The sequence below is a fragment of the Listeria grayi DSM 20601 genome (genome assembly GCF_000148995.1).
Taxonomy (GTDB): Bacteria; Bacillota; Bacilli; order Lactobacillales; family Listeriaceae; genus Listeria; species Listeria grayi.
In genome coordinates, this window is sequence record NZ_GL538352.1 from 770,630 (window position 1) to 784,982 (window position 14,353).

Below are 14,353 nucleotides of genomic sequence, written 5' to 3' on the forward strand. Positions count from 1 at the left end.
CGAGTGCAAATGGAAAAAAAGAAATTCCGCTTATTTGACGCGGTGCTTATGGCTGTCTGCGTTATTCTAGTTGTAGAATCCGCGGCACCGGCAGCTGCGATCGGTCCCAGTCAGTTCTTCTGGTGGATCAGTTTGCTGATCTTGTTTTTCTTACCTTATGGGCTGGTATCAGCAGAACTCGGCACGACGTATGATGATGAAGGCGGCATTTATGATTGGGTAAAAAGGGCATTTGGCAGACGCTGGGGAGGTAGAGTCGCTTGGTATTACTGGATCAACTTTCCGATCTGGATGGCGAGCTTAGCGGTGTTGTTCGTAGAAGTAATGACACAGATTTTTTCTTTTCATATATCAACCATGACATCGATCATTATCCAGCTGGTATTTGTATGGATTGTCACACTGATTAGCGCGTTTCCTGTTAGTGATAGTAAATGGATCTTGAATATCGCAGCGTTTTGCAAAGTTGCGATCATGGTCAGCTTAGGTGTGCTCGGTATTTATTTTGCCGTTACGAAAGGACTAGCAAATGACTTTTCCGGTAAGGCATTGTTACCGTCTTTTGATTTGAACAGTCTATCATTTATTTCGATCATTTTATTCAATTTCTTGGGATTTGAAGTTGTGACGACACTGGCGGGAGATATGGATAATCCCAAAAAACAAATCCCACAAGCTATCATCATTGGCGGGGCTTTGATTGCTTTCTTCTATGTATTAGCAGCATTTGGGATCGGCGCAGCCATACCTGTAGGCGACCTTTCGACATCAGGCGGTTTGATCGACAGCTTCTTGCTGATGATCGGACACAATAATTGGTTTGTGATCATTATCGGGATCATGTTTATGTATACATTGGCTGCTAACTTGATTTCATGGGCGCTTGGTGTTAATTATGTGACCATGTATGCAGCAAAAAATCAAGATTTGCCGAAAGTATTTCGGATCGCTAGCAAAAAAACCGATATGCCGATCGGAGCGAATGTGATGAACGGTGTTGTTGCTTCTGTGTTGATTATCGTGGCACCATTCATACCGAATAAAGATATTTTCTGGGCCTTTTTCGCACTCAATGTGATCGCGCTACTTGTTTCCTACATGGTCATGTTCCCAGCTTTCTTGAAGTTGCGGAAAAGTGATGGAAAAAGAGTTCGTCCGTTTAAAGTTCCTGGACCAAAATGGGTGATTCGCCTTGTAGCATTTGTACCAATGATACTTCTTGGAATCACATTGATTTTCTCAGCGGTTCCTTTAAACGGAAGTTCCGCAGAAATAACTGGAAAAGTTCCGATCTTGATTGGTTTCGTGATAACAGCGGTTATCGGTGAGATATGTATTCGTGTGGCGAATGGTAAAAAGGAGGACAAGAAAGATGAAAACAATTGATGGATTTCCAAAAGCAGAAGGTTTCCGTATGCCGGGTGAATTTGAAGCGCATAAAGGCTGCTATTTAATTTGGCCGGAGCGTACAGATAACTGGCGCTTAGGAGCAAAACCAGCGCAACAAGCATTTACCAATGTAGCAACGGCGATTGCCGAATTTGAAAAAGTGACGGTCTTAGTCAGCAATCGGCAATATAAAAATGCCCGCTATCAGTTGCCGGATGAGATTCGTGTGATCGAAATGGCGAGCGATGATGCATGGGTTCGTGATTGCGGCCCAACATTTGTGAAAAACGAAGCCGGAGAAGTTCGCGGCATTGATTGGACTTTCAATTCTTGGGGTGGCTTAGTGGATGGTTTATACTTCCCTTGGGACAATGACAACATGGTCGCACAAAAAGTTTGTGAGATCGAAGCTTGTGATCGTTATGAACTTCCTGAATTTGTGCTTGAAGGTGGTTCTATCCACGTAGACGGTGAAGGGACATTGATCACAACGGAAGAATGCTTGCTGTCAGAAGGACGCAATCCCCAGTTTTCCAAAGCGCAGATCGAAAAGATCTTGAGCGAATATCTCAATATCCAAAAGATCATCTGGCTGAAACGTGGAATCTATTTAGACGAGACGAATGGACATGTCGACAATATCCTTAATTATGTGCGTCCAGGAGTTGTAGCACTTGCGTGGACCAATGATAAAGAGGATCCGCAATATGAGATCTCTAAAGAATGCTTCGATATTTTAAGCGAGGCAACAGATGCCAAAGGCCGGAAATTGGAGGTCCACAAATTAGAAGTACCGAAACCGATCTTGATCACTGAAGAAGAAAGCTTGGGCGTAGATGCTGTAGCAGGAACACTTCCGCGAGAAGAAGGCGACCGCTTAGCAGCAAGCTATATCAATTATTATACTGCAAATGGTGGTATTGTTTTCCCACTTTTCGGTGATCCAAATGATGAAAAAGCACGAACAGCGCTGACAGAACTTTATCCAGATCGTAAAGTCGTTGGCGTGCGTGCTCGAGAAATATTATTGGGCGGCGGTAATATCCATTGTATTACACAACAAGTACCAGATGGGAAGTAGAGCAGATGAGAAAATTAAGAATCGTTGTAGCACTTGGCGGAAATGCCATCTTAACAGATGATGCTTCTGCCAATGCACAAAAAAAGGTTTTAAAAGAAACCGCAGAATATTTGATCCCACTGATCACCGCAGGACATCAAGTGATCATTTCGCATGGTAACGGGCCACAAGTCGGCAATTTAGTTTTACAGCAAGAAGCAGCTCACTCCGATAAAAATCCGGCGATGCCACTAGATACCTGTGTAGCGATGACACAAGGGAGTGTCGGATATTGGCTACAGAACGCGCTGGATGAAGCGCTCTTAAATCATCAATTACAGAAAGAAACAGCAACGATCGTCACCCAAGTCATCGTGGACAAGAGTGACGCAGCTTTTCAAGACCCAACGAAACCGATCGGTCCTTTTTTGACAGAAACCGAAATGCAGGAAGAAAAATTGCGCACCAAGGCTGTCTACAAAGAAGATGCAGGACGCGGTTATCGGAAAGTAGTGCCATCGCCGAAACCAATCGCGATCAAAGAATATCCTGTGATCGCGCAACTGATCGCAAATGATGTCGTGACGATCTCAGCAGGCGGTGGCGGTATCCCTGTGATCCAGGAAGGAAATGAATATGTCGGCATCGAAGCAGTAATCGATAAAGACTTTGCTGCTGCAACATTAGCTGAAGCTGTTCAGGCTGATCAGCTGATTATTTTGACTGGTGTTTCACACGTTGCGATCCGATTCAATCAGCCTGATCAAAAAGAATTACAGCGAGTGACAACCAGCGAACTAGAGGCTTATAAAGCAGAAAATCACTTTGCAAAAGGGAGCATGCTACCGAAAATCGAAGCAGCGATCCAATTTGTAAGGGGCAATCCGCATGGAAAAGCCGTTATCACTTCACTGGAAAATCTGCCTAATTTATTGACAGAAGGAGCAGGAACGGTTATTACAAGATAAACACTCAGGCCTGCTAGCAATCACTTCAATCAGTGGTTGCCAGCAGGTTTATTCCTATTGTTTCCTTATCCCTTTTTCCTTTATAATAGCAAAGAAGAGATAAGCAACTTCTGGAGGAATGGCAATGGATTTTTTCGAAATGGTAAGTAAACATGTTTCCATGCTGACACGTAACGAACGAATTTTATTCGATTATGTGGTCAAGAACATGGATGTCATCAAGCACCAAAGTATACGTGAAGTAGCGGCAGAATGCTTTGTTTCTACGACTACCTTTTTGAGGTTCGTAAGGAAACTAGGTTTTGTCGGTTATAGTGAATTTACAACAGTTCTAAAATTTACATTATTGGATAAAAAGCGTTCCAAACAATTACCGTTCGTTGTTGATCAGCAAGACTACCGCGAAGAATATTTAAAAAACATCATCGAATCCGTGCGTGTCTTGGAAGTAGATAAGATCAACCGTATCACGGCAGTACTTCAAGATCGTCCGCGAATATACATCTTTGCTAAAGGGCTGAGCAAACATGCGGCCCAATATATCAAATACCTATATACGATGAGCGGCTTTTTTGTAGAATTCCCGGAAGATTATCAATATCGTCAGGCAGCAGCAGTCCATATTCAATCAACAGATATTGTTTTTATTCTTACATATGGCGGCCACGACATCGAATTGATCCAGATCGCCAGACAGCTAAAGAACACAAATCAAGTTCAAATGCTGGTATCGATCACCGGCGCAGACAATAATATCATTCAGAATATGAGTGACATCAATTTGTATATTTTTACAGATGAAATCGAGATTGCTTCACTAGATATCACCTCTAGGATCTCAACAATTGCTATTATGGAATTGATTCTCTATCAATATATGGAAAATAAAAATAAACAGATGTAACTGGAAAAGTGGCTGGGACTTTGCGCTATTGGCAGTAAACTTAAGTAAGTGTATTGCCAAACTTTAGTTGCTACATAAAAACCAGGGAAGAAAAGTAAAATTAATGCTTTTCTTTCCTGGTTTTTATGTCCGAAACTCCTTTCATTTTTAGAAAAATTGCATAGGCCCTTTGCTTGGTGGAGCAGGTGTAGGGTAATTACCTTCGTAAAGGCGTATATTTACTTCCGGTTTTTATTAAGCTGAATTTTAAACAGCCCGTAAAGCTCCGTTATAGTCCAAAAAGTGCTAACAGAGAGACTTTTGAGATCCGAAAGAACGATCGTGATTTTTGTGTTGGGGATATTTCTCCGGTAGAAATGGTGGAGATTTTAAAAATCGATGTAAAGAAAGACATACATATGGAATGTGAATCCAAGTATGGGACAGTCTATTACAGTACCCGAAATGTATAACAAAAGAGATTAAACCGTATTTATCTGATAATCCTTCTATTATGGAAAACAAGTAATTTAATATAATTATTGCTTGGGGTAGTCACGGAGACAAAATTTCCGTGAACTTATATAGAGAGAGGCTGGAATAATAACCATGAATACAAGTGAAGATTTTGGAAAGTTGCGTAGAATGATTGTAACAAAAACGATTAGAACAGTTAGATGTGTTTGGATACTTAAAAAAGTAAGTGCATTTAGGAAATTGAATCAAAAGAAGATATCTGATAGACACTGAACATCTATATAAGACAAAGGAAGAAAATAAAAAATTCACATCGGATGAGATCCAAAGTTGAGGCTTGCAATCGGTTTATATCTGCAATAAGACGGATCTAACAAGTATAAATATACGTTAGTTGATATTGAAAAAAGCACCGATATTTCACGCCAAATGTTAAGCCTTTACCTGAAGGAACTTAAACTAAGTAGGTAGAGCCTTCTATTTTTATCCGATATGTCTGTCGCTCGATGTGATATACCCATTTTCTAGGAAAAGGAGTATGTTTTTTTATCGCGGTTCCTACCAAGATTACTACGAAATCTTTAATAAAATCAGAAAAGCAACTTGACATGTGAACTATTGCGCAATAATATTTTAGAATAGTCACAGATAATTCTACTAAAGGGGGATGATTAGTATTAAGAAATTACTTACATATACTATAATTTTACTGGCATGCTTTTCACATGTTTTAATTTTTTCAGGAACTTATGAAAAGCTACCAAATTGGTTGTTGGATAATAATATTTTCTTTTTGCTTTTTTTAATCGGTTTACCAATCGTTGCACTTTTCCTATTGGGATATTGTATGTTCCATAAGAAATTTTCTTGGCTGATCTTAATAGTATTTATGGTATGTTTTATCGGTTTAATCAATAATAGTATGTTATTGCTAATAGGGTTTCAGATTTAAGTTACATCGCGGGAGTGAAATTAGATAAAATAATCTATGTTAACTATACTTCTTTTGCTAAGAATGATAGCTTTACTTCCTTTTTTTTTAAGCGCAGCCTCTATAAGCAATGAAGATGTTTATGAACTGGGTGCTGAACAAAAAAATATAAATCCGTTTACATATCTATATAGCAAATGGAATAAAGAAATTGCGCAACTATTATATGCTAACTATGAATAGATAAACATATTGCCTATAATTTAAGCGCAGGGACTTTAACAAGAAATCCCAATTATTGTTCCAAGCTAGTATATCAAGCTTATTACTATGGAACAGGGTATTGAAGTAGCGACAACTGGGTTGACATTCGTTTCGCCAGCAGCTATTCCTAATACATTTACTGGAAAGTATGCTCCTAAAAAAGTTGGTACATATTGATAAAAAGAGGTGAAGATGTCTTATGAAAAAAATCGTTATCGGAGTACTTGTGGTTATAGTACTAATTATTGCTGTAGTTGAAGGGAAGTACTATATCAATCTGTACTACCAAAAAATGCAAGCTAAAAAGCCCATAGAAGCTGCTATCAAGACTTCAAAAATCCCTCAAAAGGATATTTATGTGATGAAGGAAAACGAGTATGGTTCTGAATCTATAGGAGATAGTGTTAAAAAAGAAATCACTACAAAGGAAGATTACCAAAATTGGAAACAGTTTGTTAGCAAGGAAAAAAATACGTAGATGGAAGTTCTTGGCATCAGAAGAAGGGTTGGGATAAAATAGATAAATGTGAAACATCCTATCAATTTGTCTATGACACTCATACTAAAAAAGTACGAAAATATTATATCCTTGCAGGAAATTCAGTTAATTACAAAAAGAATAAACAATATTTTAGTTATCTTTTAAATTAGTAAATAAATTTTTTATTATGTGTTCATTCGCAAGCTTCAGTTTTTGACTGGAGCTTTTATTATTCAATAAATTTTTAACTTGCCAAATAGAACGTTTGTTATTGTTGGAGGAGGTCATTTCAATGACGTATGAAGATCAAGACATGCAAATCTATCCGAGCATACAGAAAATCTGTCAGAAGGGCAATAGGAAAATGGTACACATAGAAAATCCCCTATCACGACACTCTTTGTATCGATATGAAATCGTTCTTCGCCAGTGCCAAACGAGAATTAGATTTTTCTTGTTCGTCATAAGTAATGCAGGTCGCAGAGGACGCTCCTCACATCATCATTGTGTCCCGCGTATCGCGTATGGGGGACTGTCTTCCCAAGCGCTCACTGAACAGAAGGAGCGGGGAAGTATAGAGAAAATGTGGTTCCTTCCCCGCGCTTACTTTTTACTTCGATTCGCCCATGGTGTTGTTCTACTAACTGCTTAACAATGGTAAGACCGATACCGTATTCCCCATATTTTGTATCTGTACGCGATAGATCTGCTTTATAAAAACGTTCCCAAATCTGAGTCAATTCTGCTGGATCCATACCGATGCCGGTGTCCGTGATCGTGAGTAGCGTTTCTTTATAATTAGAAGTAGCTTGTAATGTGATCGTCCCTTTTTTGGTAAACTGAATGCTGTTTTTCACCACATTGATCACGATCTGAGTCAGTCGATCATAATCTGCGTAGATCTGGAGCGATTCAGGAGCGTCGATCTTGATCTCATTTCCAGTTTCCTTAACTAGCGGAAGCATTTGATCTTTGATCGTATTTAAAAATGGCAGCACTTTAAAAGAGGTTTGCTGCAGATGGACTTTATTGGAAATAATTCGTTCATAGTCCAGATTTTCATTTACTAATTTGGTCAGCCGTTTTGCTTCTTTTTCAATCAATGCTAAAGAGCGCGGAAATTGGTCGGCTGGAATCAAATCATTGACAAGTCCTTCAGAAAGGCCACTGATCGTGGTAAGTGGTGTGCGCATTTCATGAGACACATCTGCGATAAACTGGCGACGGCGCTTTTCTTGGCGGTTGATTTCTGCTTTGGATCGCGCTAATGCCTGCACCATTTGGTTGAAATCGGTGGTCAAATCATCGATCTCATCAAGTTGTCCGCTCGTGAGTTGGATGTCGTAATTTCCTTGCGTGACCGTTTTTGTTGCTTTACGCAAGCGGTTGATCCGTTTGACCTGCATTTTTGAGAGCAGGAAACTGATTGCCAGGGCGATCACCACAGAGAAGATGATCGTGTAGAACATATAGGCATTGATTTTCCCAATGACGCGTTCTGTTCCGCTTACTGGAGAATTCAAAATAATAATTCCTCGAAGCTCATTTTGCTCTAAAATCGGGATATAAACAATAGACATGGTTTGATTAAAACGATCATCCATTTGATGAGAGATGATTTTGCCTTTTTCTAGCTGCTTTCTCTCAGCCATACTGATTTTGAAACTCGGCGGAAGTGGGCGATTGAAATTGGGATAAACGATTTGATTATTGGGCTTTAAAATCGTGTAATGGATATTTTTCACGCTCAATAAACGCTGATACGTATCTAAGACGGGTTTGGAAAGATCATCATCCGCAATTTTAACACCATATTCGCTTAGTTCATTGACACTACTTTCAAAGAAATAATTTTTAAAAAAATGCGAGGTCAAAAAACCAATCAGCAGACAAGCAATCAAAAGTGAGAGAAATTGGACAGCAAACAATTGATATTGGAATTTAAATCTCATTGATCATCAGCTACTTCCTCAAATTTATAACCTACTCCCCAAATCGTAAACAAGTAATGCTGCTTTTGATTGGCGATTTTTTGACGCAGCCGTTTGATATGGACATCGACTGTGCGTTCATCTCCGTAAAATTGATAACCCCACACTTGCTCCAGCAACTGTTCCCTCGAAAAAACTTGCCGCGGATGCTGCAAAAAGAAATAAAGCAGATCAAATTCTTTCGGTGTAAGTGCACCTAGTGGTTTCCCTAGATGAAGGACTTCGCGAGTCTGCAAATCCACTACAAAATCTTTTGTACGGATGATCGAACTAGGTTGAGAGCCCTCGACTTTATGATGACGCCGTTTGACTGCTTTAATGCGCGCCAAAAGCGTGATTGGACTAAATGGTTTGATCACATAATCATCTGCACCCATTTCCAGCCCTAGAACTTGATCGGATTCCGACTCTTTTGCTGTTAAAATAATGATCGGAACATCGCTTGCTTCTCTTATTTTTTTACAGATCGTCATGCCATCCAAGGAAGGGAGCATAAGGTCGATAATGACAAATTCCCAGTCTTCTTCTAAAAAGCGGTCTAGTCCTTCTTGACCGTCATGAATAAAAGTTGCCGTTATCGTTTCTTTCATGAAAAACAATTCCATCATTTCGCAGACGCTATGGTTATCTTCAATCATTAATAATTTCAAATCGTTCCACCTCTTTTATAACTACTTTAAAGCTAGCGAAAAACAAGCAGATTTGCAAGCACTTTTGCCGATTTTTGAAAGTTTAAAAGCTTTATCATACTTTGTTCACAGTTCGTTCATATCTTGCCGATAATCTAAAAAAGAACCAAGGAATGGAGGAAACTGATGATGAATTTTTTAAAACGTGCACTGCTTAATCTAAAAGAGCGCAGAGGAAGGGCCATTTTACAATTTATTGTATTTACTGTCGTTTGTGCTTTCGTCTTATCGGGATTTGCGATCCAGTCGGCGACAAATATCGCAACCAAGCAAGCCAGAGAAAAACTCGGATCGACTGTCACGCTATCGGTCGACCGCGATAAACAGCGTGAAAAGATGCAGAGCCAGCAAGGAGAACGGCCAAAATTCGAGAGCAGCCCGATCGCTGTATCCGCGGCAGAAAAAGTAGCTTCCTTGAATCATGTCAGCACTTATAATCTATATTCCAGTACCCAAGCGCTTGCCAGCGGCTTTGACCCGATCAAGTCTTCTGGGGATGACTCCGATAATCAAGACAGCTCGAATTCCCAAGGCGGTTTTGGAGGAGCGAGAGGCGGGCAGGGAATGACACAGGCTGATCTCAGCGTCAGTGGGGTTTTAGACAGTGCTAGCTCAACAGATTTCGATGCGAAAACCAGCGTCCTTACCTCCGGCAAAGCCATTACAAGCGATGACACTTCGAAAAACGTCGCATTAGTGGAAGCGACGTTGGCAGAAGCGAATGACTGGAAAATCGGTGATACATTTAAAATCAAATCCAGCGATAAAAAACACACCGTCAAATTAAAAATCGTGGGTATTTATACCAATAAATCCAGCAGCAGCGATTCAGCTGCTAATTTTTCCTTTTTAAATCCCTATAACAAAATCTATACGCCATACACAGTTGCTAATACTTTAAAAGGCTCCAGCTATAAAAACAAAGTTGATTCGGCGGTCTATTCGATGGACGATGCGAAAAATATCAGTTCGTTTGTAAGTGCCGCTAAAAAACAAAAAGCGGTGGACTACGACGTCTATCAATTAGATGCTAATGACGCGCTGTACCAACAAATGGTGGGTCCAATCAACAATGTCGCCTCCTTTGCTAAAATAATCGTCTATGTAGTAAGTATTGCTGGTGCATTGATCTTGGCACTGCTGATCATTATGCAAGTCCGTGCCAGAAAATATGAAATGGGTGTTTTACTTGCGATCGGTGAAAAACGCAGCAAATTGATTGGTCAGTTTTTTGTCGAATTACTTATCGTTGCATTGCTCGCCTTTGCAGTATCAGCAGCTGGCAGCCATTATCTAGCACAAGCAGCAGGGAATAAATTACTGGATAACCAAAATAGTTCAGAAAAAACAACCCAGCCAACCAATCAGCAAAACGGCAGACCAAATGGTGGCTTTGGTGGTTTCGGAGGTCAGCCAACGAATACGAACACAAAACAAACTGCGATCACCGCTCTAAATGTGCACATCAGCTTAGCCGATCTAGTGAAAATGGGATTGATCGGCATTGGAATCACATTCTTTGCTGTTGCTGTCCCAGCCATTTTCGTAGTACGTTTGAATCCAAAAGAAATTTTAACTAAACAGGAGTAGGTGAGAGTAATGACGCAAATTTTAGCATTTCAAAATATCCAATATTGGTATCAAAATCCAGAAAGTAAAATCCTGAATGATGTCAGTCAAACATTTGAAGCAGGTAAATTCTATACGATCGTGGGCCGATCCGGGTCCGGGAAGACAACCTTTTTATCATTGGCAGGAGGGCTTGATAGTCCAAATCAAGGAGATATTTATTACAAAGATCAGAATATCCGCAAAATGGGCTTGCAGAAATATCGTAATAAAGGCGTGTCGATTATTTTTCAAAGCTACAATCTGTTGACGTACATGACGGCGCTGCAAAACGTTCTAACTGCAATGGAGATCACCAAAGTCCGGAAGAGGAATAAAAAGAAAGTGGCACTCGAAATGCTAGCAAAAGTAGGAATCACAGAAGCAATGGCCAAACAGAAAGTGCTAACGCTTAGTGGTGGTCAGCAGCAGCGTGTTGCCATTGCCCGAGCACTATGTTGTGAAACTGAACTGATCGTTGCCGATGAACCGACCGGTAACCTCGATGATAAAAGCAGCAAAGAAGTCATCACTATTTTTCAAAATTTGGCACACGATGTAGGGAAATGTGTCATCATGGTCACGCATGATCTGGAAATCGCCAAAGTTTCTGATGTGACGTTGACATTGAAGGCGGGAAAATTCCTCGAAAAAGCAGGAAACGTTTATTGACAACCTGACGTGCCTTCTATATAATTTGGTTAAATACTAAATCAAGATATGAGTCTGAAGGAATATGATGACGATCATACGCATAACAGAGAGGCAATCCGTTCGCTGAAAGGATGCCATGTAGTAATTGTCCATTGCTCTCCTTCGAAATCAAGACTCCGCAGTTCTGCGTTAACGACTATAAAGAGGTAATGATAAAGTCTACATCATTGCAAACAGGGTGGTACCGCGATCAGTCGTCCCTGTAGCAATGAAGTGGGCTTTTTTTGCTTATAAAAAAGAGGAGGAACTTTGAAATGAAACAATTAAGCAGTCAAGAAGTAAGACAAATGTTTTTAGACTTTTTCAAAGAAAAAGGTCACACGATCGAACCAAGCGCATCATTAGTTCCAGCAAATGATCCGACATTATTATGGATCAACAGCGGAGTAGCAACGATGAAAAAATATTTTGACGGTTCAGTCATTCCAGATAATCCACGGCTTTCTAATGCCCAAAAATCCATTCGGACAAATGATATTGAAAATGTCGGTAAAACAGCCAGACACCATACCTTTTTTGAAATGCTCGGAAATTTCTCGATCGGTGACTATTTTAAAGAAGAAGCGATCGTATGGGCATGGGAATTTTTAACAAGTCCAAAATGGATCGGCTTCGATCCGGAAAAGCTATATGTAACGGTTTATCCAGAAGATAAAGAAGCAAAAGCGATCTGGAAAGAAAAAGTTGGCTTGGCCGATGCGCACATTGTCGAGATCGAAGATAATTTCTGGGATATCGGCGTGGGACCAAGCGGCCCAGACAGTGAGATCTTCTATGACCGCGGCGAAAGCTACGGCAACGATCCGGATGATCCCGAGCTTTATCCAGGCGGCGAAAACGAACGTTATCTGGAAATCTGGAATCTAGTATTTTCACAGTTCAACCACAATCCAGATGGCAGTTATACACCGCTTCCAAAGCAAAACATCGATACTGGGATGGGACTGGAACGTATGGTTTCCATTATCCAAGACGCACCTACCAACTTTGAAACAGACTTATTTATGCCAACGATCAAAGAAACTGAAAAATTGGCAAATGTACGTTATGGCAATTCTAGTGAAACCGATGTTGCTTTCAAAGTAATTGCTGACCATATTCGTACGGTAGCATTTGCGATCGGCGATGGAGCACTTCCTTCTAACGAAGGGCGAGGCTATGTCTTGCGCCGCTTGCTGCGCCGGGCTGTCCGCTATGCAAAACTGATCGGTATCAACGAACCATTTATGTATCGTCTTGTTCCAGTTGTCGGTTCGATCATGAAAAGCTATTATCCGGAAGTAAGCAAGCAAGAAAGCTTTATCCAAAAAATCATTCGTAGCGAAGAAGAACGTTTCCATGAAACACTGAACGAAGGACTTGCGATCTTAGAGACGATTTTAAAGGAAGCAAAAGCATCAGGCGAAGCAACGATCAGTGGCTCGGCGATCTTCAAATTGTATGATACGTATGGTTTCCCAGTGGAATTAACAGAAGAATACGCAGAAGATCATGGACTAGCAGTTGATCATGAAGGTTTTGAAGCAGAAATGAAACAACAACGTGAACGTGCTCGGGAAGCAAGGGCAGACGTGAAGTCGATGCAGGTCCAAGGAGAATTGTTGGCTACATTGACAGAACCAAGCGCATTTATCGGCTATGAAAATACCGAGAGCCGCTCCCAAATCGTTTATTTGATCCAAAATGATACATTAGTAGATGAAGTAAAAGCAGGTGAAGAAGCACAAGTGATTTTCCGCGAAACACCATTCTATGCAGAAAGTGGCGGTCAAATCGCAGATCACGGAACAATCCAGTCCACAAGCGGTCTTGCTTATGTGAAAGATGTCCAAAAAGCACCAAATAAACAAAACCTACACCGCATTTTTGTCGAGGAAGGCGTATTAAAATCAGGAGAAGAGGTCGACTTGCGCGTTGATACGTATAAACGTAAAAGTACGGTCAAAAACCATACCGCTACTCACTTATTGCATCGCGCACTCAAAAATGTCTTGGGGGAACACGTTAACCAAGCAGGTTCTCTAGTAGAACCGGAACGGCTGCGTTTTGATTTTTCCCATTTCAGCCAAATTTCAGAAGCAGAACTTGCCGAAATGGAAGCAGCCGTCAACGAAAAAATTTGGGAACAGATCCCGGTTGTTATTGAAGAAATGCCGATCGATGAAGCAAAAGCACTTGGTGCCATGGCACTTTTCGGTGAAAAATATGGCGATATCGTGCGCGTTGTCCAAGTTGGACGCTACTCGATCGAGCTTTGCGGCGGGGTCCATGTTAAAAACACCTCTGAAATCGGTTTGTTCAAGATCATTTCCGAATCTGGTATTGGTGCCGGCACACGCAGAATCGAAGCAGTTACTGGCGAAGCAGCGTACCGTTTCGTTACCGAACAAGAAACGACTCTCAAAGAAACGGCAGCAAAACTGAAGACAAACAGCAGTGAAGCACCGCAAAAAGTGGATCAACTGCTTGCAGAATTAAAAGAAGTCAAACGAGAAAACGATTCGCTCCTTGCGAAACTTGCTAATACAGAAAGTGCAGCTATTTTTGAACAACCGGAAGAAGTAAACGGTGTGCCAGTAATCGCGAAAAAAGTAAATGCCAAAGATATGAACCAATTGCGCCAATTTGTCGATAACTGGAAAGACAAACAATTGGAAGGCGTCTTAGTACTTGCAACAAGCGAAGAAGGAAAAGTCAATCTGATCGCAGCCGTCAGTGAAGCATACCGCAGTAAATACCCTGCTGGCAAACTGATCAAAGAAGTGGCAGCGCGCGTTGGAGGAAACGGCGGTGGCAAGCCGGATATGGCTCAAGCAGGCGGTAAGAACCCCGAAGCACTGCCAGAAGCACTTGCTTTTGTAAAAGAATGGATAAGTATTCAATAAGAATGATTTAATT

10 protein-coding genes are annotated in these 14,353 nt (G+C 40.8%); 8 read left to right on the forward strand and 2 right to left on the reverse strand.

The genetic code is table 11. The features are described from left to right. Positions 1 to 9 precede the first annotated feature (9 nt). The 5 genes from HMPREF0556_RS03895 (at position 10) to HMPREF0556_RS13555 (ending at position 6,450) form a co-directional block, all read left to right on the forward strand. Positions 10 to 1,386, forward strand: a complete 1,377-nt coding sequence (locus HMPREF0556_RS03895) for an APC family permease (protein ID WP_003755722.1) — start codon at positions 10 to 12, stop codon at positions 1,384 to 1,386. Further along, positions 1,373 to 2,470: an agmatine deiminase gene (gene aguA, locus HMPREF0556_RS03900; protein ID WP_003755724.1), complete on the forward strand. Its 1,098-nt coding sequence runs from the start codon at positions 1,373 to 1,375 to the stop codon at positions 2,468 to 2,470. The genes HMPREF0556_RS03895 and aguA overlap by 14 nt, the downstream gene beginning before the upstream one ends. A 5-nt stretch (positions 2,471 to 2,475) precedes the next feature. Continuing rightward, positions 2,476 to 3,417, forward strand: coding sequence for a carbamate kinase (gene arcC, locus HMPREF0556_RS03905; protein ID WP_003755725.1), 942 nt, complete (start codon positions 2,476 to 2,478; stop codon positions 3,415 to 3,417). A gap of 124 nt (positions 3,418 to 3,541) precedes the next feature. Then, on the forward strand, positions 3,542 to 4,321 hold the full coding sequence (locus tag HMPREF0556_RS03910; RefSeq protein WP_040486455.1) for a MurR/RpiR family transcriptional regulator: 780 nt from the start codon (positions 3,542 to 3,544) through the stop codon (positions 4,319 to 4,321). Positions 4,322 to 6,171: 1,850 nt separating this feature from the next. Then, entirely contained in the window at positions 6,172 to 6,450 is a 279-nt protein-coding gene (locus HMPREF0556_RS13555) for a hypothetical protein (RefSeq protein WP_003755735.1), read from the forward strand. A 551-nt stretch (positions 6,451 to 7,001) separates the two neighbouring features. On the opposite strand, the gene HMPREF0556_RS03925 is transcribed toward HMPREF0556_RS13555, so the two are convergent. Together HMPREF0556_RS03925 and HMPREF0556_RS03930 are read right to left on the reverse strand one after the other, a co-directional pair. After that, positions 7,002 to 8,405: a sensor histidine kinase gene (locus tag HMPREF0556_RS03925; RefSeq protein WP_003755737.1), complete on the reverse strand. Its 1,404-nt coding sequence runs from the start codon at positions 8,403 to 8,405 to the stop codon at positions 7,002 to 7,004. Further along, positions 8,402 to 9,094, reverse strand: coding sequence for a response regulator transcription factor (locus HMPREF0556_RS03930; protein ID WP_003755739.1), 693 nt, complete (start codon positions 9,092 to 9,094; stop codon positions 8,402 to 8,404). Before HMPREF0556_RS03930 ends, HMPREF0556_RS03925 begins: the two co-directional genes overlap by 4 nt. 168 nt (positions 9,095 to 9,262) lie before the next feature. On the opposite strand from HMPREF0556_RS03930, the gene HMPREF0556_RS03935 reads away from it, so the two are divergent. From HMPREF0556_RS03935 to alaS, 3 genes are all read left to right on the forward strand, one after another. Next, the gene (locus tag HMPREF0556_RS03935; protein ID WP_040486456.1) at positions 9,263 to 10,723 is read left to right on the forward strand and encodes an ABC transporter permease; all 1,461 of its coding nucleotides are present in this window, start codon (positions 9,263 to 9,265) and stop codon (positions 10,721 to 10,723) included. A 9-nt stretch (positions 10,724 to 10,732) separates the two neighbouring features. Further along, complete coding sequence (locus tag HMPREF0556_RS03940) at positions 10,733 to 11,413, forward strand: ABC transporter ATP-binding protein (protein WP_003755744.1); 681 nt, start codon at positions 10,733 to 10,735, stop codon at positions 11,411 to 11,413. A gap of 296 nt (positions 11,414 to 11,709) precedes the next feature. Beyond that, positions 11,710 to 14,340: an alanine--tRNA ligase gene (alaS, locus tag HMPREF0556_RS03945; protein WP_003755747.1), complete on the forward strand. Its 2,631-nt coding sequence runs from the start codon at positions 11,710 to 11,712 to the stop codon at positions 14,338 to 14,340. The last annotated feature ends 13 nt before the right edge of the window (positions 14,341 to 14,353 follow it).

What these genes read in the sequence shown, in the direction of transcription:
- arcC (WP_003755725.1), top strand. Translation starts at nt 2,476, where the DNA reads ATGAGAAAATTAAGAATCGTTGTAGCACTTGGCGGAAATGCCATCTTA.
- HMPREF0556_RS03925 (WP_003755737.1), bottom strand. Translation starts at nt 8,405, where the DNA reads ATGAGATTTAAATTCCAATATCAATTGTTTGCTGTCCAATTTCTCTCA.
- alaS (WP_003755747.1), top strand. Translation starts at nt 11,710, where the DNA reads ATGAAACAATTAAGCAGTCAAGAAGTAAGACAAATGTTTTTAGACTTT.
- HMPREF0556_RS13555 (WP_003755735.1), top strand. Translation starts at nt 6,172, where the DNA reads ATGAAAAAAATCGTTATCGGAGTACTTGTGGTTATAGTACTAATTATT.
- HMPREF0556_RS03910 (WP_040486455.1), top strand. Translation starts at nt 3,542, where the DNA reads ATGGATTTTTTCGAAATGGTAAGTAAACATGTTTCCATGCTGACACGT.
- HMPREF0556_RS03935 (WP_040486456.1), top strand. Translation starts at nt 9,263, where the DNA reads ATGAATTTTTTAAAACGTGCACTGCTTAATCTAAAAGAGCGCAGAGGA.
- HMPREF0556_RS03940 (WP_003755744.1), top strand. Translation starts at nt 10,733, where the DNA reads ATGACGCAAATTTTAGCATTTCAAAATATCCAATATTGGTATCAAAAT.
- HMPREF0556_RS03895 (WP_003755722.1), top strand. Translation starts at nt 10, where the DNA reads ATGGAAAAAAAGAAATTCCGCTTATTTGACGCGGTGCTTATGGCTGTC.
- aguA (WP_003755724.1), top strand. Translation starts at nt 1,373, where the DNA reads ATGAAAACAATTGATGGATTTCCAAAAGCAGAAGGTTTCCGTATGCCG.